This is a genomic window from Marinitoga hydrogenitolerans DSM 16785 (genome assembly GCF_900129175.1).
GTDB classification, from domain to species: Bacteria; Thermotogota; Thermotogae; order Petrotogales; family Petrotogaceae; genus Marinitoga; species Marinitoga hydrogenitolerans.
The window spans coordinates 1-19,224 of the sequence record NZ_FQUI01000032.1; the positions used below are offsets into that span (position 1 = coordinate 1).

Here is a 19,224-nt window from a genome sequence, read left to right on the forward strand (position 1 = left end):
TGATTTTATTTCTTCTTATAATTTTTCTGATTTTTTCGTTTCTGTGAAAAAATGAGTTTTTCTTATTTTTTGTCTAATTTTCGGGGGTCAAGCCGGTTTTCTTTTATTTGAGATATTGCGTCAATTGCACTTTTGTCTAGTTTGATTTCAAATATATATATTTTGTCTTCATATTCTATTTTTTCTCCTTTTATGTAATTGTATAAGAATGATGGGGATCCACTTTCAAACCAGTAATTTTGAAATTCTTGTTTTTGAAAGAATTTTAATATTGAAAATGGATTATATACGTAATGTTCTCCATTATTTGTAATTCTGTATTACTATTGGTAATTTTTTCATCTAATCGCCTCCAAACATAAAAAAATAACTTTTTCTTTATCATTATTTATATAAATTTTATGTTCTAAAAACAGCCGTAATTAACAGTTATTTTACATGCCATCTTAAAATAACTGTTAATTACGGCTGTTTTTAGAACATAAAATTTATATAAATAATGATAACTTTATCATTATTTATATAAATTTTATGTTCTAAAAACAGCCGTAATTAACAGTTATTTTACATGCCATCTTATAATTCTTTAATTTATTCTTCATCTCTTAATTTTAAAATATAATAACTGCCTTTTGTTTTTCCTCTTTTTTCTAAAATACCTTTTTTAGTTAAATTCTTAAGAATTTCTCTTGCTCTTGCAGATTTTACATTTAATATATTTTCTACAATTTTCAAGTTAATTTTCTTATTTTTAATCACAAAATTATAAACTATTTCTTCCTGGTTTGTTAAATCTATTTTTTCGCTGGTTTTTCGCTGGTTTTTCGCTACTACTTAATGTTTTTTTGCTTCTTTTAATTTTCGGTCTATAAAAAATAACACTTACAAAATTGCCACTCTCTTTTATTTCAAATTTAATATTCTTTTCTCTACATAACTTTTTAATTTTTTCAATACCACTACCCCATGTTTCTACATACTTTAATTCTCTAAAGAGATTTGCCAAAATTTTATTCCTTATTTCACTTCTACCATTCATAACTTCTTCTATTGTTAATCCATTTGGGAATCCTCCAGGTGAAACAATTTCAACAATGTCATCATAAATCGCAACTTTAATATCACTATTTCTTAAATAATTTCTATGAATTACTGCATTTATTAAAACCTCTCTAAGAGCTAAAATTGGAATTTCAAGATCTTCTTTTAATTGCAATCCTTTAACTTCTGCATTTAAATTAAGATGATTCTGTAAAAATTTAATTGAATTTTCTAGATTATAAAATAAACTTTTATTAAACTCTTTTTTATCTATAAAAATTTCTTTTGTAACGCCTTTAAATCTTGCACATTTTATCATTGTATTATCAAATTTACCAAGTGCAATTAAAAGGGCATTTGTTGGCAAATCCTTACCATTTACTTTTTTTATAAGTTTTAAATTTCTTAATTTATCGTAATCACATTTTTTACCTATCTTTTTAAATTCATCATAAATTATATTTAAATCAATATCTTTAATATCAGTTTCAAAATTTATTTCTTCATCAAAACTTTTATTAAATCTCTTTCTTTGAAGTTCGACTATCATTTCTTCATCTGCAACCCTATTTGTTGAACCTATTCTTACATAGGTTCCTTTTAATTTCCCTTTACTCTTAAGATAATAAGGAAGTAATGAACCACGAAAAATTTCTATAACCAAAACAACTTTTCCTTCAATATTTTGAGCATAAATTTCTGGTAAAATTGTCGGATAACATAAATCATTTATAATTGAAGAAATTTTTTCTTCATATTCAAATATTTTATCTTCTTCAATTCCAATTATTTCTTTATTATCCTTAACTCCAATTATTAATTTACCCCCACTCGTATTACTAAAAGCTACAACTGTTTTAGCAATAGCTTCATTTGATGGAATTTTTTCTTTTAATTCAAGTTTTTTGTTTTCACCTTTTCTTATTTCATCCAATATCATTTTTATCACCATCTATAGAACAACGATATCATTATCATTTATATTTGGTAATCTTTTTTTAACTGTTCTTCAATATTAAAACGATTAGCATCTTTTTTAAATGCTATTTCTCTGAATACAATTCTCAATGGATTACATTTAATTATTTCATTTATTATTTCTTCATTGATACTTTCACCAAAATATGCTGCTAATAAATTATCTTCTACAAAAAATATTTTCTTTTCCTTTATTTCTTTTTCCTCTATTTTTAAATTCAATTCCAATCCAAGATCAAGTATTACTTGAGTTAATAAATCCTCATCATTTCTATCTTCTTTTATATTGGTTTCGAATAATGTTAATTGCTGTTGTGTTAATTCTGATGGATTATAATATATTTCTTTCATATTTGAAGTATCTATTTTATATACTCTAAAACCTATATCTAAGTTTTTTATGTGCTCTATTTTTTTTCTAATTCTTTGATTTTAGTCTCAATTTTTTCAACTTTTGATTGAGTTTCATCACTAAAAAGTTTGTTTTTTAATTTTTTAAGTTCCTTTTTTTTCTTTTCAAGTTCTTTTTCATATTTTTCTAAATAGTCTTCTTTTATTTTCTTTCCAGCTCTCCTAATTCTTTCTTTTCCTATTTCAGCAATAGTCGGTTTTTCAATTCCAAGTTCATCTTTTACAAAATCATAGGCTGTTTTATTTTTTTCTGGATCAATTTGCTCTGGTAATTGAACCATTATAAATTGTCTGTTTTCTCCATCTTCAGCATTTAATTCCATTACTGCGTGTTCTGTTGTGGCTGAGCCTGAGAAAAAGTCGGAGAATTAGAAAAAATTTCACTTATATCCGATATCCATTCTGGATCTTTTTCAAGAGCAACATTACTCACCTCAAATTTTTCTTCGAGTGGATTAAATGCAATTTTTATTTTTATATTTTTAAAATTTTTATTTATTATTGATTTACTTTTTATTATAGAATAAAGAGAAGTTAGTCTTTGCTGACCATCAATTACAAGATATTTAGGTTGTCTTTTTCTTCCATTACCAATAGAACGAAAATTATTTTCATTGGCAACTTCCCATAAAATCACTGTCCCAACAGGTAAACCTTTATATAAGGAATCAATTAAATCTCTAACTTTAGTTTGGTTCCAAACAATGGTCTTTGAATATCCGGGAGAGCAATAATACCACTTTCAATATCAGAAACTAGATTTAATAATTGATAGTTTTTTTGATTAAAAACAATCGTAGAATTATTCATACATTCAACACCTCTTTTTTTAATTAGTGTTTTTTGTATTTCAATTTTAAACTTAGACTATATTTTTTAATATCTAACCGATACTATTTTACATAAAATTTTAACATTTACTACATTTAAATTATATCATTTTATTTTAAAAAGTCAAAATTTTTTAGCTGATATAAAAAAATAATTAGAAATGAACCTCTCTTAAATAAAAGAAAATAAGAACCATTCCATAATTGGAATGGCTTTAGATTTTAATAAAATTATTTAAATATTTGCAAGGCGAATTTTTATGTTTATTATTATACTGCCTTATTATATTTTTGATGGACTTTCAAAATCTGTTTTTATAAACCAAATGTGTAATTTTATCCCATTTTCTTCTTCTAATATATATTCAAAATCTTTTATTGTATTTGAATAAATTATCAACCATCCCTCTTTTAACCCTTTTCTTTTTATATATTCTTTTAATTGTCTTTTTGCTATTTCGTATTCATATTTTATTATATTAGCTTTTATTTCTATTAAATATTCTTTGTTGTTATACATTGCCATTAAATCTATTCTTCCTCCACCTATTTGTGTTTCTGGATATACTTTTCCACCAAGTAATTCTATGTATGCGCTTAAGAATTGATCAAGATTGTATTGATACACACCTTCATAATAATTCCTGCCTTTAAACATTACTGCTCCTCTACTTTTTATGTATTCTGTATATCTTTTTAACAATTCATTTAATCTTAAATTTTTATTCTCATCTATATATTTATTTAAATCTTCTTCAAATTTTAGCATTTTATTTCTTTCACCATTAATTTCTGGTTTGAAATGATTGTATAACTTTTTATAATATAACGGTATTTTTACACAACATTTACCGTCACAGTCATCTATTACCCCATTTAAATATAGGAATTTTATTCTATCATCACTTATATCAAATTCAACACTTTCTGGTTCAAATAAAATTTTCATCATTAATTCTTTTTCTTTTTTCGCTTTTGATATAATATTTTCCATATTTTTATCTATGTATTTTCTAATATAATCATATAAAGTTTTCTCAAAATGTTTTTCAGTTATAATATTTTCCCCTTTAGCTTTTTTCATTACTAAATCATATGCAAGACCATTGGTTAGTCCTGGTTGTCCTGCTGCGTTATGCCATATTAATTCTTTTACTTTTTCATCAAAAATTTGTCCTGTTTCTGTTTCGTGTTGTGAAAGTAAATCATATACTTGTTCTTTGGTAAAGTATGGCACTTCCAAATGTTCTGCTATGTTAAACGGACTAGCGTTGTCTTCTAATATTCCACTTAAATATCCTACGCTTATTAATATTACACTTCTTAATCCATATATTTTTCTATCATGATATATATTTCTTATCACATGTAAAAATTGATTCATTATTTCATCATTATTCAATTTTTCAAATTCATCTATCATTAATACTATTTCTTTTCCTGTTGTTTCATTTAATTTCATCATAATTCTTCTTATATCATCCATTTCTTCTGGCTCTTCGATTTCAATATTTTCAGAATAAAGTGATTTTATCTTTATTTTGAAATCTCTTACAATTGTTTTTAAGAATGATGTGAATAAAGTGATTTTATCTTTATTTTGAAATCTCTTACAAGTGTTTTTAAGAATGATGTTTTTGTTTTATCACCATAACTTTCAAAAGAAATAAATATTGGTAAATATTTATCTCTTATTTTTTCAACAATATCATTTAACAAAGTTGTTTTTCCACTTTGTCTTGGAGCTGATACTGTAAAGTATCTCCAATTTTCTATATGATCAAGCGCTTCTTCCATTATATCTGGTCTTTCTACGTAATAACATGTCTTTTTATCAACGGGACCGCTTGTGCAGAATCTTCTCATATCTTCACCTCCGGTGTTACACGCCTACAGCGGGTTTTTGGATTAAAAATTTAATATTTTAAATAAAAACTTTTCAATATTTTCAAAGAAAATATTCACGACTACGGCGGGTTGAAAGTTAAAAAACTATTAAATAATTACAGCGTAATTATTTAACCTCTTCAAAGGAATATTATTGATTAACATCCGTATTCACCCTTACAAGATTTGGACAAAAAATAAGAAAGGGATATCATAAAATTGAAAAAAAGAAAGGGATGTTTTTTAATGAGAAAACGAACTAATTATGAACCAGAATTTAAGTTTGGCTTTTTCAGCAAAGCTGAAAAGATTTATATTTCTTTATTATAAAATCATTTAATTCTCTTAACTGCTGTAAGCAGTTAAAGAATATCTTTCATTCATTAACTCTAACATATTTTGCTTCGCAAAATAGAAATAGGTAAAAATTTTAATTATATAAAATCTTTTTTATCTTCGATAAAAGATGGGTTAAAAAATATAAAAATTCTAATTATGACGATAATGTGTTTCATTCTAAAAAAGGTCGTCCTAGTTCTATGATTTCTGATATTTCTAAATCATGCTGCGCAAGCTGAATGATTTTCTGATTTTTTCGTTTCTGTGAAAAAATGAGTTTTTCTTATTTTTTGTCTAATTTTCAGGGGTAAAGCAGCATTGTTTTATCTACATATGTATAATTTTCTGTAATTATTTCTTTATAATCTTGTACTCCTATTGGTAATTTTTTCATCTAATCGCCTCCAGACATAAAAAAATAACTTTTTCTTTATCATTATTTATATAAATTTTATGTTCTAAAAACAGCCGTAATTAACAGTTATTTTATATGCCATCTTATAATTCTTTAATTTATTCTTCATCTCTTGATTTTAAAATATAATAACTGCCTTTTGTTTTTCCTCTTTTTTCTAAAATACCTTTTTTAGTTAAATTCTTAAGAATTTCTCTTGCTCTTGCAGATTTTACATTTAATATGTTTTCTATATTTATTATAACATATATTTATATACGGTTTTTATTTCAATATAATCACAAAAAATAATTCCACCTTCAATTTAAATATGTTATAATCAAAATATGGAGGTGATAATATGAAGAAATGTGGAAGAGATGTTTTAAAGTCAAATTGGAAAGATTTAGAGGTTGAGATTCCTGATAGAAAAAAAGGGATTCTTATTCCGCCATATATTAAACCTTTTGACGAAAATGGAGAATTTATTGATTTAACCCCTATTGAAAAAATTAATTTAGGTAATGTTGATTTAAATTCTGTTTTGGAAAATAGAAAAAGCCGAAGAAACTTTGCAGATACACCTTTAACTTTAGAAGAATTATCTTATTTACTATATTATACTCAAGGTGTGAAAAATGTTATAAAAGACAAAGTAACTTTTAGAACTGTTCCGTCTGCTGGTGCAACACATCCTTTAGAAACATATTTGTTGATTTTTAATGTTGATGGTGTTGATGAAGGTTTATACAGATATATACCAACCATCCATAAGCTTTTATTAATTAAGAATGGTAATTTTTCTGAAGAAATTATAAGGGCTACTTTAGGACAAACTTTTATTGGAAAAAGTGCTGTTGTTTTTGTTTGGACAGCTATTCCCTACAGAACAGAGTGGAAATACTCATTTGAAGCTCATAAGACTATTGCTATAGATGCTGGACATGTTTGTCAAAATCTTTATTTAACTGTTGAATCTATAAATTGTGGAACATGCGCAGTTGCGGCTTATGATCAGGAGTTAATGGATAAATTAATTGAAGTTGATGGAAATAATGAATTTGTTGTTTATTTAGCTCCTGTAGGTAAGATATAATAAAATAATAGTGGAATAAGGTTATGCTTATTCCACTATTTTGTTTATTCTTTCAATGAAAAAATCTCTATCTGGTGGTGTAAATATATCTTGAGGATACAAATATATATTAGCAAAAACTTTATCTATAGGATCAATAACTAATTTTATATTTGTTCCATTTATATAATCCACAATTTCTTTTAATAATTTAATTGATGTTTTATTATCGGTATTTATCTTAAATTTCCATGTTTCTATTTTTTCTCCTTTTATTTCAAGTACTTCTAATTCATATTTCTCCACCAAATCACTCCTTTAAAATTTCATATACTTTGTTTATATTATGTTTGAAAGTTGCTAATATTTCGCCTTTTGATATATCAAACTCTTTATGTGATATGCTATATATTTCCATTCCTGCTTCTTTTGCAATAAGAACACCTGCTGCTAAATCCCACGGGCTCAATCCATATTCCCAATAACCATCTATTTTCCCCTCTGCAAGCATGCATAATTCTGCTGCAGCACTACCTAATATTCTTACTTCATGTATGTTTTTTTGTATTTTTTCTATTGCTTCATATGATTTTTTGAATAATTCTGGTTCATATGGCCATCCTGTAACAAACATAGATTCTGACAATTTTTTATTATCTTTTCTGTATAATTTTAATCCATTTAAATATGATCCATTACCTTTTTCTGAAAAATATAATTTGTCAGTTTCTGGTAAATAAACCACTCCATATTTTATATCACCGTCATCAAGCATTGCTATTGATATTGAATAAAAATCCATTCCGTGAACATAATTTAATGTTCCATCTAGTGGATCAATTACAAATACTTTTTTCCCATGCTTAAGGATTCTTTTATCTCCATTCCAATTTTCTTCAGCTAATATTATTGCATCTGGAAATTCATTCATAATTGTATTTATTATTAATTTTTGAGATTCCAAATCTGCTTCGCTAACCAAATCTGATGAAGATTTTTTTGTTTGAATATTTTTTAATTTCTTTTTTTTCATTAAGAGTATATCCCCTGCTTCCTTTGCAGCTTTTATCATTGCTTGCAAAATATCCATAATATCACCCCGATTTAAATTTTTCATTTTTTATTTTTTGAGAATATATATGAGCTAACCTTGTGGGTTCTGGAATTTTATATTTTAGTGTGTATTTTAATGTTATGTCCTTTGCTTCATTTATTGTTATATAATTCCCTGGAGAAACAAAAACAGGTTTCACATCTTTTCTTGTTCTTAAAACAATGCCTATTTTTTCATTATTTTTATCAAATAAATATGAAAAACATCCTTTTTCTTTACATGGTTCTTCATATGTTCCATATAATCTAGACTTAGCGATACCAATTGTTGGAAGATTAATGAAATATGAACCATGTGTGGCTAATCCCATTTTTCTTGGATGGGCTATTCCCTGACCATCAAAAAACACTATATCTGGTTTTATCTTTAATTTTTTCCACGCTTCTAAAAAAACAGGTAATTCTCTGAAAGCTAATAACCCAGGTATATATGGAAATTCTGTTTTTTGATAATGATATACTAATTCGATTTCATTAAATTTTTCATCTATAACTATTATTATCGCTATGCTATATTCTTGAAAAAAAGATAAATCAACCCCTGCTACAATTTCCGGAGTATAATTTAATGGTTTTAATTCAATTTTTTCTATTAATTTATTTTGTATTTCTATACATTGTTTATAATTTAAATTTTTGAAAGAATGTATATAATTAACTTCCATTTTCTATTAAAACCACAGCATATGCTTCAATACCTTCATTTTTACCTCCAATACCTAAACCATTTCCTGATTTACCTTTTATATTTATTTGTGATTCATCTATATTCATTAAATTTGAAAGAATTTTTTTCATTTCATTTTTATATTGGTTTATTTTTACATAAGAAGTAATTACAGTTGAGTCTATATTTATTATTTTTATATTTTTTAGTTTTTCCATTGTTTTTTTTAACAGTATTTTACTATCTATATTTTTATATTCTTCTGTTTCTGGAAAGAGTTGGCCTATATTTTCCATTCCTAACGCTCCCAGCAATGCATCTATTATAGAATGAATAAGGACATCCCCATCAGAATGCCCTTTTAATCCTTTTTCTGCTGGAATTTCAACTCCACCTATATATAATTTTTTATTTTTTTCAAAAGGATGAACATCATATCCAAAACCTATTCTCACTATTTTAACCTCACTGGCATTACTATATACATATATGAATCATCACCAACTGGTTTTATCATTGTTTGGGAACTTTCACTTGTAATATTAAATTCCACTTCAGACGTTCCTATATGATCAATTGCCTCTCTTAAGTATTTTGGTGAATATGCTATTAACAAGTCTTCTCCTTCTTTTTCAACTTCTAATTCTTCAACTGCTAATCCCACTTCAGGAGATTTTGCTGTTAATTCCATAATACTATCTTTTATTTCCATCTTAACTTGATCATTTTTAGCAGCTATTGAAACTCTCTTTAAGACTTTTAAGAATAAATCTGTTGAGGTTATTACCTTTGTCTTAAACGCTTGTGGTATGATTCTTATATAATCTGGGAATGTTGCGTCTACAACATTTAATATTATTTCTATATTATCATTATCAAGGAAGAATAATACTCTTGCCCCATCAAAAAATAATTCAACATTTTCTGTTTTTGCCCCTCTTAAAACATTTAATAATTCTTCCATACTTTTTAATGATAATAGAAAAGATGGTGGGGTATTTACAATATCCATAGATAGTTCAGCTAGAGCTAATCTATATCCATCAGCTGCTACCAATGTTAAATATCCACCTTCTCTAAAATCCCAATATATTCCATTTAAATTCCTAGATATATTTTCGGAATCTCTTAACGCACAAAAAATTACACGTTCTATCATTGATAATAATTTTTGTCTTTCAAAGGTTATTATCCCTTCTTCAACTTTATTTGGAACTATTTCTGGGAAATCGTCTGGATCCATTGTTGGTAAAAGAAATTCTGATTTTCCTGCCATTACTTTAATATTTTTATTTTCTAAATACACATCTACACTTTCAAAGCTTAAATTTTTTATTATATCTGAAAAATAAGCTGCATCTACTACAAATTCAGGTTTTATTTCGTTAGTTACAGTTTCTTCAAATAGAGTCTCATTGTTTTCTTCTAAGTTATCTGTTTCGGAATTAAACAAATCATCTGTTACTTTTTCAACTTTTTCAAATATAATATTTTTTATTACTCCATGAAATGCTGTTTGTAAATCTGTTGCGTAAATATGCAAATCGTTATCTTTTACAGAAAACTTATATCCTGAAAGTACAGGGTTTGTTGTTTTTTTCGCTACAGCTTTAGATGCCATATCCATTAATGAATTTAATTTACTTCTTTCTATCTGTAATTTGTAAATCATTTTTTAGCCTCCTCTATTGTATTTTTATTCTTATAATCTATTTTACAACAAAAAGAGCATAAAAATCAAGTTTTTAACAAAATTAGAGTATAATATAATTAAGAATCAATTTTTTGGGGGTTGAAATGGAAATTTTCAAAACAGGAATCTTAATTTCATTTATTATAATGGTGATATTATATTTTTATTCAAATAATATAAATTATTATAAAATATTTAGGCAGATTGATAACTACAAAAAATCTCATATTATTATGGAAAAAGGAGGAATTTTAATGACAAATGATCGCCCGGTAATACTTGGTCACAGAGGATATAGAGCAAAATATCCCGAAAATACTATTTTATCTTATCTGAAAGCAATAGAATATGGCGCTGATGGTGTTGAATTGGATGTTCAATTGTCTAAAGATGGCGCTTTGATTATCCATCATGATGATAATTTTGAAAAAATAACTGGTGATAAAACAAAAATTAATGATTTAACTTCAAAAGAAATTAAAAAAATTAAAATTGATGGAGAACCTGTCCCTACTTTAGAAGAAGTTTTTATAAAATTACCGGAATATGCGTATGTTAATGTAGAAATAAAAGATGTTAAAGCAACTGAAATGGCTTATAATACAGTAAAAAGTTTTAATGCTTTAGAAAGAGTATTATTTTCTTCTTTTAATGTTGAAGCTTTAAGAATTTTAAGAAAACTTGATAAAAACATTGATTTAGGTCTTTTAATCGAAGAAAAAGAGATGATAGAGAAAATCATTCCTTTACATGAAGAATTAAATTTTTATTCTATTAATTTACCTGTTGAAGGTATAGAAATGTTGGGATTAGAAAACTTCAAAAATCTTATTTCAAGATTTATGGAAATTGGTCTTCATATTGTTTTTTGGACTTTAAATGATATTGAAACTCTCGAAAAATTAAACGGTTATTTTGACGCAATAATAACTGATAATGTTGAAACCATTGTAAATTATTATATTAAGAAATAACCGAGAAGCTTTAGCTTCCCGGTTATTTCTTATATGAGAGTTTTAATTTTACATTTTTTACCCATAAATCTGCTGATAATTCTTTATCATTGGAACTACAAAAAGTCCAAAATACTATTCTTAGATATTTAGCTTTTTTATTCGTCATATCACTAATATTAAAATCAACTTCAAATGGTTTATATACTGATGCATATAGTCTATTTATCCATTCATGTTTTTCAAAAGGATATGCATTTGTTCCCCAAGCATATGCTTTTCTTGAAATTTCTTTTTTATTTTCATCTAAAATGATAAAAATTATTCCTGCAATTGCATATTTTTCTTTTGATAATTTTAAGAATTTTGCTGTAAATCCCATTATATCTGAAGAAAAATATACATTTGTATTATTTGAGTACGGCAATTTAAAATCCATATATATATTATTTTCTGTATATCCATCTTTATGAATTCTTAACCATTTTTGTTTATCCACTTTATCAACATAAATCATACTTCCATTTTCACGTCTTCCACCAATTTTCCAATTTTTAAAATCATTTATCATATCAAAATTGTAATTAAATATTTCTTTTGAAATCTCTATTTTTACTATATCTTTTTTAAGAATTTCTACTGCATTTTCGCCTACCTTAACTGTAAAAATTTCTTTTTGATAATCGATTAATGAACCTGTAATAATTCTTCCATCTGTTAAATAAAATTTTTCAGCAAAAATAAATAATGATAATGTTAGTAATAATATTAATAATATTAAAAATCGCTTCATTTTTTATCTCCTCCCCATATGTTTTTTTGTGAATATAAAGTTTTTATCATTTTTTATTTTACCATAATTTTATTGAATATTTTAATTTGAATTGGAGAATTATAAAAACATATGTGGTTATCATAACAAAAAACCCCCTCAAATGAGGGAGTTTTTTCTTTGGAGGCAACGGTGGGATTTGAACCCACGAATAGCGATTTTGCAGACCGCCGCCTTAGGCCCCTTGGCTACGTTGCCTTAACCGTGATTATTATACCATAATAATTATTAAGGGTTATAGAAGAAAATATAAAATTTGTATAAAATCATTCTTTTTTTCTGTAAAACATTTGAATACCTATTTCATCAAGGTTCCTATTTTCTTCCCTTTGATACTCAATTTTATATTCTTCAAATTTTCTTTCTTTTAATTTTTCTAGAATTATTCTTTCTTTACGTGCTTCTAAATATTTTTGTCTTTTTTCTTCTTCTATTGCTACTTTTTCTCTGTAGATTTCACCTAATCTTATTCTTTCTTTTTCTAATGATTCTAAATATGATCTCCATTGTTGAATTTCCTGAATTGTTATTAAATTATTAGATATTTGTTTAATAAAATTCTCGTTTTCTAATTTTATTTTATTATTTATATCAACAAGATCCTGCTCTGATTTAATTCTTTCAGCAGTTGCTTCTAAAAATATTCTTTTTGCTTCTTCTTCTAAACGTTCTCTTAAATTTTTTAATCTTTCTAAATTAAAATGAAATCTCATTTATCCTCCATTATTTTAAACCCAATTTTTCAAGTTTATAATATAAATTTCTAACGGTTAGTCCTAACTTTTTTGCTGTTGCTGTTTTATTTCCTTGAAATGCTTTTAATGTTTCTATAATAATATGTTTTTCATATTCATCAAGTAATTCTTTTAGTGTGCCATTTAATTCTGTTTTTTCTAACTCAGTTTTTTTTAATTCTGGTAAATGCATTGAAGTTATTATTGTATCAGACTGTGACATATTCATCAATGCTCTATCTATAAGACATTTTCTAATTCCCTTATATTTCCAGGCCAATCATAGTCTTCTAATATTTTTAATGCGTCTTCTGAAAAATCATATACAACTTTTTCATGTTTTTGATTCAAAATATGTAATATCTGTTTTGCCATTTTTGGTATATCTTCTTTTCTATCTTTTAATGCAGGAACATCTATGGTAACTACAGATATTTTATAATATAATTTTCTTGAAAATTTCCCTATAGACATTAATTCCTTTAAATTTTCAGGTGTGGCAAAAATTATCCTTGAATTTAATGTTATTTTTTTACCTTTATAATATATATTACCATCATTCAATAGCTCTATCATTAATTTTTGAACTTCAGGACTCATTAAATGTGCATTATCTATAAATAATGTTCCTGTTCCTGCTTCAATTATTAAATTTTCTTTATTTTCAAAAAAATTTTCTAATTGTTTCTTTTCATCTTGAAGTAATAAATTTGTCGATATGAAAGGATGTTCTCTTCTCTTACTGTAATTATGAATAGCTTGAGCTAATATTTCTTTTCCAACACCAGGTTCTCCGTATAATAACACGTTAACGTCTGTATTTGCAGCTTTTTTAGCTTGAAAAATTACATTTTTCATTATTTCTGATTCTGCTACAATATCCTCAAATGCGTATTTTGCTTCGTCCTTTTTAAGTAATCTTTTAGTTGCTTCAAGTTCTCTAATTAATCTTTCAATTTCAGAAATGTCATGAATTACTCCAACACTTCCTTTAAATTCACCTTTTACAAATATAGGATTTACATTAATTAAAACTTCTTTCTTATTGGTTGCTAATTTTGTTTTAACATTTAAGATAGGTTTTTTTTCTCTGGAACACCTTATATGCATACTTTCTTGTCCTTCAGCAATATCATATGTTGCTAATTTTCCCATAACTTCTTTTGGTGTAAGACCTGTTACTTTTGTATAAGCTTTATTCACCATCACTATTCTTCCTTCTTCATCTGCAACTGAAATTGCATCATATGTTGAATCTATAATTGCCCTTAATAATGAATCCAACTCTCTTAAATTTGTTACCTCTTCAGCTAATTTCTGAATACTTGTTACATCTCTAAAGATTGCAGCAGCACCAATTATCTCCTCATCCTCATCTTTTATTGGAAATCTTGAAGTTACTATAATTTTTTTACCAAGATTTTGTATTCTGTCTAATTCTGGAATACCCGTTTTTAAAACAATATGAAGACGAGTATCTGTAATAGTGTCTGTAACTTTTGTATACAATGCTTTTTCTTTTGGAATACTTAATATTTTTGCTGCTGAATTATTCAAAAAAATAATTTCTTCATTTTCATTAATTAAAATAACAGCTTCTTGTATATCATCAAGTATTCTCATAATCATTTCTTCATTACTCACAGTAACCCCCCTCTAATAACTTATGTTCTTGGATCCATCCATCTAAATCTAATTCAATCATAGTATCTATAACTTTATCATATTCACTTTTTTTCAAAAACCTATTTATTTCCGGATATTCTTTAGCTTTGTATACTGGAACATATTGATCCATGAGACTAACGAGTATATTTTTATCAATTTTTGAAATAAATTTTAATGCATATTTAGCTTCATCAATGTTATTTGGCAAAACCAAAATTCTAATAATTAATCCTCTTTTCATTATGTTATTTTCAAATATATATTCCCCCTGTGTTTGTTTATACATCTCTTTAATAGCTGTTTGAGCAAAATCCCAATAATCTGGTGTTTTAGAATACAAATTCGCAGCATATTGTGTTGTATATCTTATATCTGCTAAATATATATCTATTATTCCATCTAAAAATTTTAATGTTTCAACTGTTTCATACGATGACGTGTTCCATACTAAAGGTATATTCAAACCTTTTTCAATAGCTACGATCAAAGCATCTATTATAAAAGGTAAATATGGTGTAGCTGTAACTAAATCAATGTTTTGAACATGTTTTTCATTTTGAAGCCATATGAATTTTTCTGCTAATTCTATCACAGAAAATTCTTTACCGAAACCTTTTTGAGAAAAGTTGAAATTTTGGCAATATACACATTTCATTGAACAATTGCTGAAGAACACTCCTCCTGCACCGGTTTCTCCTACTAATGGCGGTTCTTCACCTTTGTATAATACAAATTCCGACACTTTTATTTTATCTCCTATTCTACATACTCCTAACTTTTCATGTCTATTTATTTTACAACCTTTAGGGCATAAATCACATGAACTTAATTTTTCATATAATAAATCTCTTCTTTTATGCAATTCTTTGGTTTCATATAACTTTATGTAATTAGGTATATAACTCATTACAAAGAAAGCCCTCCATCTATTCTTATTACTTGTCCAGTAACATAAGATGAATCATCAGATGCTAAAAACAATACAACCTTAGCAACTTCTTCTGGAGATCCTAACCGTTTTAACAAAATTCTTTGCAATGCAGCTTCTTTAAATTCTTCATTTAAATTTTTTGTCATATCTGTTTCAATAAATCCAGGAGCAACAGCATTTACTCTTATTTGTTCTCCTCTCATTGTTAATTCTTTTGCCCATGTTTTTGTCATTCCAATAATCCCTGCTTTACTTGCAGAATAATTTGTTTGACCAATATTACCCTCTAAACCAACAACACTTGAAATATTTATTATGGAGCCCTCTTTCTGCTTTCTCATTATTTTAGCAACGGCTTTTGTAACTAAAAATACCCCTTTTAAATTTACGTTAATAACAAAATCAAATTCATCTTCTTTCATTAATAATAATAATGTATCTTTTGTAACCCCGGCATTATTAACAAGCACATCGATTCTCTTAAATTCTTTTGCAATTTTTTTAACTGTATCATTTATCTCTTCATTATTTGAAACATCAACTTTATACCCTTTAAAAGTTCCCTTATTTAAAGCATTTAATTCATCTTCAACTTTTTTTAATGCTTCAACATTTCTTGCAAACCCTAATACTATCGCACCTTCTTCGACAAACTTTTTGCTAATTTCTTTTCCAATTCCTCTGTTTGCTCCAGTAACTATACATATTTTATTTTTCAATTTCATCTTATTTCCTCCCATTGATTTTTTATATATCTTATGATATATTATATCATAAATTTTATTAGAGTTATCTTTTATGATATAATTTAAGTGTGAAGGGATGTGAACAAATGGAGCAAGAATTCAAAGATTACCTTAATGATATAGAGAATATATTAGATAGAAAATTAAATGATTCTGAAATATTATTATTGCAAAAAGGTTATTTTTTAGCCAAAGAAGCTCATGAAGGACAAATGAGAGCTTCAGGTGAAACTTTCTTTGAACATCCAAAAGCTGTTTCAAAAATATTAGCAGAATTAAAAATGGATATAGAAAGTATTGTATCCGCTTTATTACATGATGTAGTTGAAGATTGTGATGTCCCCATTGAAAAAATACAAAATGAATTTGGGCTTGAAATTGCTAGAATAGTGGATGGAGTTACTAAGATTAGTAATTTAAAATTAAATGAAAAGTTGAATAAGGTTGATATGAAATCTTTAGAAAAGATCGAAACTATACGTAAAATGCTTCTTGCCATGTCAAATGATATAAGAGTTATTATAGTTAAATTATCTGATAGATTACATAATATGAGAACATTGCAATATGTTCCACATAAAAAGCAAATTATTAAATCACAAGAAACTCTTAAAATATATGCTCCAATTGCTCATAGATTAGGTATCCATAAAATTAAAGCTGAATTAGAAGATTTATCTTTTAAATATTTATATCCTGATGCTTATGATGATTTAAAAAGAAAGTTGGATGAAAAGGTTAAAAATGTCCATGACAGAATGGAAGAATATAAAAATATTATTTCAGAACAATTAGAAAAACATAATATAAAAGCAACGTTACAAGGAAGAACGAAGCATCTTTATAGTATTTGGGAAAAAATGTTAAGAAAAAATAAGAGTTTTGATGAAATTTATGATGTTATTGCCCTAAGAATAATAACAGAGTCACCGACTGCTTGTTATGCTGCATTGGGTGTTGTTCATTCTGTATGGCGACCTGTACCTGGTAGAATAAAAGATTATATAGCTGTTCCGAAGTCTAATGGCTACAGATCTATTCATACAACTGTTATTACAAATAAAGGGGAATCTCTTGAAATTCAAATTAGAGACTGGGAAATGCATGAAGAAAGCGAATATGGTTTGGCAGCACATTGGGCTTATAAAGAAGGTGTTGATTCTAAAAAATTGTATTTTGTAAAAAGATTAATGGATTTACATAAAGAAATTGCTCAATCTGCTTTCAATTTAAATGATATTGAAGAAGAATTAAAAGCACATGAAGTTTTTGTTTTCACACCAAAAGGGGAAATACTGCATTTACCGTATGGTGCTACACCAATAGATTTTGCATATTCTATACATACAAATGTGGGGAATCATTTTGCTGGAGCTAAAGTAAACGGAAAAATTGTTCCTATAAGTTGTGAACTTCAAAATGGTGATATTGTTGAGATAATTGTAAATAGAAATTCTTCCGGACCAAGTATTGACTGGTTAAAATATGCAAAGTCATCAAGAACAAAACATAAGATAAAAAGGTATTATAGATTAAAAAATGAGAAAAATCTTGAAGAAAAAGGAAGAGATAAAATTAGAGAAATCGCTAAGGATTTAAATATATCTATTGATAATTTAATACGTGAAATAAAAGATAATCAAAACTTTTGCGAAAGAAACAAAATAAAAAACGAAGAAGAATTATATATAAGAATCGGATTTGGTGATGTCAATCCAAGGGAAATTTACAAACTTTTTGAAAAAAAAGAAGATGTAAAAGAAAAGAAAGAAGAAGAGGATGAAACATTTCAAACTCAAAAAATTTCATACAAAAGAAAAGGTATTGGCGTTATCGTTGATGGTCAGGAAGGTATAGATGTTTACTTTGCAAAATGTTGTAATCCTGTATTAGGAGATGATATTACAGGAATAGTTAGCAGAAAAGGAATTGGAATACATAGAAAAAATTGTTTAAATATTAAGGAAGTTCCTATTTCCAGAATAGTTAAAGTTTCTTGGATTGCTGAGGATATTGAAAACTCTAAATTTGTTACACATTTACTTATTGAAATGGAAAGTAAATCTGTTTTAGATGAAATAAGAAAAAAGATTAGAAATGAAAAAGCCAATATTGAAATGTATGAGACTTCAAGAAAAATCGATAGAATCGATTTGAAAATGCGTCTTGCAGTAAAAGATATTCAACATTTAATGCGAGTTTTAACCGCAATTAAAAACATAAAAGGAGTATATAATGTAAGGAGGAGTTAGTTTTGAGAGCGGTTGTTCAAAGAGTTAAAAAAGCACATGTTAATGTGGAAGGAAAAACTGTTGGTAAAATCAACAAAGGTATTTTAGTATTTTTAGGTGTTGGACAAAATGATACTGAAAAAGATATTGAATGGTTAGCAGATAAAATTCTTAATCTTAGGATTTTTGAAGATGAAAATTATAAGATGAATTTATCTTTATTGGATATTAAAGGTGAAATTTTAGTTGTTTCACAATTCACTTTATATGGTGATTGCAGAAAAGGTAGAAGACCTTCATATTCAAATGCTGCTAAACCGGAAAAAGGTAAAGAATTCTATGAAAACTTTATACAGTTTATAGAAAAAAAATACCATCTTAACGTAGAAAAAGGTGTTTTTCAGGCTGAAATGGAAGTTAATTTAATTAATGATGGACCTGTAACTTTATTATTAGACTCAGAAAAAACTTTTTAAAAATTCTTGGAGGTGTTATTATGAAAGAAGTAGAAGTAACTGTTTTTGTATATTCTGAACATCCATTTGATGCACATATTAGTTCTGAAGGAGCAGAATATGGAATTACTCCACAAAATATACATAAAATTTATAGAGGAGAAGAAAAACCTGCAAAAGGCATAGTTATTAAATTCAAAATGCCTGATGGTACAAAAAAATATGTAAGAGCTGAATAGAGGGAAA

23 protein-coding genes, 1 tRNA gene and 2 pseudogenes are annotated in these 19,224 nt (G+C 26.4%); 5 read left to right on the plus strand and 21 right to left on the minus strand.

Going from position 1 to position 19,224, the window contains the following annotated elements; all coding sequences use genetic code 11:
• Nucleotides 1–591: 591 nt before the first annotated feature.
• From BUA62_RS11355 to BUA62_RS11365, 9 genes and pseudogenes are all read right to left on the minus strand, one after another.
• Nucleotides 592–759 (minus strand): hypothetical protein, encoded by a 168-nt coding sequence (locus BUA62_RS11355; protein ID WP_234970305.1) that lies wholly within the window; start codon nt 757–759, stop codon nt 592–594.
• A 4-nt stretch (nt 760–763) separates the two neighbouring features.
• Nucleotides 764–1,981 carry an RNA-binding domain-containing protein gene (locus tag BUA62_RS08440; protein ID WP_072865403.1) on the minus strand — a complete coding sequence of 406 codons (1,218 nt, stop codon included), beginning with the start codon at nt 1,979–1,981 and terminating at the stop codon, nt 764–766.
• A gap of 38 nt (nt 1,982–2,019) precedes the next feature.
• A complete protein-coding gene (locus tag BUA62_RS08445; RefSeq protein ID WP_072865405.1) occupies nt 2,020–2,370 on the minus strand; it encodes a hypothetical protein in 351 nt (116 codons plus the stop codon).
• A 197-nt stretch (nt 2,371–2,567) separates the two neighbouring features.
• A pseudogene (locus BUA62_RS11935) lies at nt 2,568–2,792 on the minus strand (site-specific DNA-methyltransferase); the annotation flags it as partial.
• Nucleotides 2,753–3,136, minus strand: coding sequence for a DUF262 domain-containing protein (locus BUA62_RS08455; protein ID WP_084670759.1), 384 nt, complete (start codon nt 3,134–3,136; stop codon nt 2,753–2,755). The gene BUA62_RS08455 and the pseudogene BUA62_RS11935, both read right to left, overlap by 40 nt.
• Complete coding sequence (locus tag BUA62_RS11535; protein WP_159429513.1) at nt 3,103–3,240, minus strand: hypothetical protein; 138 nt, start codon at nt 3,238–3,240, stop codon at nt 3,103–3,105. Before BUA62_RS11535 ends, BUA62_RS08455 begins: the two co-directional genes overlap by 34 nt.
• A 303-nt stretch (nt 3,241–3,543) precedes the next feature.
• Nucleotides 3,544–4,746 (minus strand): AAA-like domain-containing protein, encoded by a 1,203-nt coding sequence (locus BUA62_RS08460; protein WP_327037255.1) that lies wholly within the window; start codon nt 4,744–4,746, stop codon nt 3,544–3,546.
• A 77-nt stretch (nt 4,747–4,823) separates the two neighbouring features.
• Complete coding sequence (locus BUA62_RS11755; RefSeq protein WP_234970306.1) at nt 4,824–5,126, minus strand: AAA-like domain-containing protein; 303 nt, start codon at nt 5,124–5,126, stop codon at nt 4,824–4,826.
• Between the two features lie 667 nt (nt 5,127–5,793).
• A pseudogene (locus BUA62_RS11365) lies at nt 5,794–5,880 on the minus strand (AAA family ATPase); the annotation flags it as partial.
• Nucleotides 5,881–6,241: 361 nt separating this feature from the next.
• Here BUA62_RS11365 and BUA62_RS08470 point away from each other — a divergent pair.
• A complete protein-coding gene (locus BUA62_RS08470; RefSeq protein ID WP_072865411.1) occupies nt 6,242–6,976 on the plus strand; it encodes a SagB/ThcOx family dehydrogenase in 735 nt (244 codons plus the stop codon).
• Between the two features lie 27 nt (nt 6,977–7,003).
• Here BUA62_RS08470 and BUA62_RS08475 read toward each other — a convergent pair whose 3' ends face one another.
• From BUA62_RS08475 to dnaN, 5 genes are read right to left on the minus strand one after another with little or no spacing between them, the layout of a single operon-like run.
• Entirely contained in the window at nt 7,004–7,261 is a 258-nt protein-coding gene (locus BUA62_RS08475) for a hypothetical protein (RefSeq protein ID WP_072865413.1), read from the minus strand.
• Between the two features lie 4 nt (nt 7,262–7,265).
• Entirely contained in the window at nt 7,266–8,045 is a 780-nt protein-coding gene (locus BUA62_RS08480) for an inositol monophosphatase family protein (RefSeq protein WP_159429514.1), read from the minus strand.
• Between the two features lie 4 nt (nt 8,046–8,049).
• Nucleotides 8,050–8,733, minus strand: a complete 684-nt coding sequence (gene nfi / locus BUA62_RS08485; protein WP_072865415.1) for an endonuclease V — start codon at nt 8,731–8,733, stop codon at nt 8,050–8,052.
• Nucleotides 8,723–9,193 carry a 2-C-methyl-D-erythritol 2,4-cyclodiphosphate synthase gene (gene ispF / locus BUA62_RS08490; RefSeq protein ID WP_072865417.1) on the minus strand — a complete coding sequence of 157 codons (471 nt, stop codon included), beginning with the start codon at nt 9,191–9,193 and terminating at the stop codon, nt 8,723–8,725. Before ispF ends, nfi begins: the two co-directional genes overlap by 11 nt.
• Nucleotides 9,190–10,407, minus strand: coding sequence for a DNA polymerase III subunit beta (dnaN, locus tag BUA62_RS08495; RefSeq protein ID WP_072865419.1), 1,218 nt, complete (start codon nt 10,405–10,407; stop codon nt 9,190–9,192). The genes ispF and dnaN overlap by 4 nt, the downstream gene beginning before the upstream one ends.
• A gap of 125 nt (nt 10,408–10,532) precedes the next feature.
• Here dnaN and BUA62_RS08500 point away from each other — a divergent pair, with 125 nt between their 5' ends.
• Entirely contained in the window at nt 10,533–11,402 is an 870-nt protein-coding gene (locus BUA62_RS08500) for a glycerophosphodiester phosphodiesterase family protein (RefSeq protein ID WP_084670761.1), read from the plus strand.
• Nucleotides 11,403–11,424: 22 nt separating this feature from the next.
• Here BUA62_RS08500 and BUA62_RS08505 read toward each other — a convergent pair whose 3' ends face one another.
• The 7 genes from BUA62_RS08505 to fabG form a co-directional block, all read right to left on the minus strand.
• Nucleotides 11,425–12,174 (minus strand): hypothetical protein, encoded by a 750-nt coding sequence (locus BUA62_RS08505; RefSeq protein WP_072865420.1) that lies wholly within the window; start codon nt 12,172–12,174, stop codon nt 11,425–11,427.
• Between the two features lie 160 nt (nt 12,175–12,334).
• A tRNA-Cys gene (locus tag BUA62_RS08510) sits at nt 12,335–12,411 on the minus strand.
• A gap of 68 nt (nt 12,412–12,479) precedes the next feature.
• Nucleotides 12,480–12,926, minus strand: coding sequence for a flagellar export protein FliJ (gene fliJ / locus BUA62_RS08515; RefSeq protein WP_072865422.1), 447 nt, complete (start codon nt 12,924–12,926; stop codon nt 12,480–12,482).
• 10 nt (nt 12,927–12,936) lie between these two features.
• A complete protein-coding gene (locus BUA62_RS11760; protein WP_234970308.1) occupies nt 12,937–13,227 on the minus strand; it encodes a helix-turn-helix domain-containing protein in 291 nt (96 codons plus the stop codon).
• Complete coding sequence (locus tag BUA62_RS08520) at nt 13,188–14,591, minus strand: sigma 54-interacting transcriptional regulator (protein WP_234970309.1); 1,404 nt, start codon at nt 14,589–14,591, stop codon at nt 13,188–13,190. The genes BUA62_RS11760 and BUA62_RS08520 overlap by 40 nt, the downstream gene beginning before the upstream one ends.
• A complete protein-coding gene (locus tag BUA62_RS08525) occupies nt 14,584–15,522 on the minus strand; it encodes a radical SAM protein (RefSeq protein ID WP_072865424.1) in 939 nt (312 codons plus the stop codon). Before BUA62_RS08525 ends, BUA62_RS08520 begins: the two co-directional genes overlap by 8 nt.
• Nucleotides 15,522–16,271 (minus strand): 3-oxoacyl-[acyl-carrier-protein] reductase, encoded by a 750-nt coding sequence (gene fabG, locus BUA62_RS08530; RefSeq protein WP_072865427.1) that lies wholly within the window; start codon nt 16,269–16,271, stop codon nt 15,522–15,524. Before fabG ends, BUA62_RS08525 begins: the two co-directional genes overlap by 1 nt.
• Nucleotides 16,272–16,378: 107 nt before the next feature.
• On the opposite strand from fabG, the gene BUA62_RS08535 reads away from it, so the two are divergent.
• From BUA62_RS08535 to BUA62_RS08545, 3 genes are read left to right on the plus strand one after another with little or no spacing between them, the layout of a single operon-like run.
• Nucleotides 16,379–18,544, plus strand: coding sequence for a RelA/SpoT family protein (locus BUA62_RS08535; protein WP_072865429.1), 2,166 nt, complete (start codon nt 16,379–16,381; stop codon nt 18,542–18,544).
• 2 nt (nt 18,545–18,546) lie between these two features.
• On the plus strand, nt 18,547–18,999 hold the full coding sequence (gene dtd / locus BUA62_RS08540) for a D-aminoacyl-tRNA deacylase (RefSeq protein ID WP_072865431.1): 453 nt from the start codon (nt 18,547–18,549) through the stop codon (nt 18,997–18,999).
• Between the two features lie 20 nt (nt 19,000–19,019).
• Nucleotides 19,020–19,217, plus strand: coding sequence for a hypothetical protein (locus BUA62_RS08545; protein WP_072865433.1), 198 nt, complete (start codon nt 19,020–19,022; stop codon nt 19,215–19,217).
• The last annotated feature ends 7 nt before the right edge of the window (nt 19,218–19,224 follow it).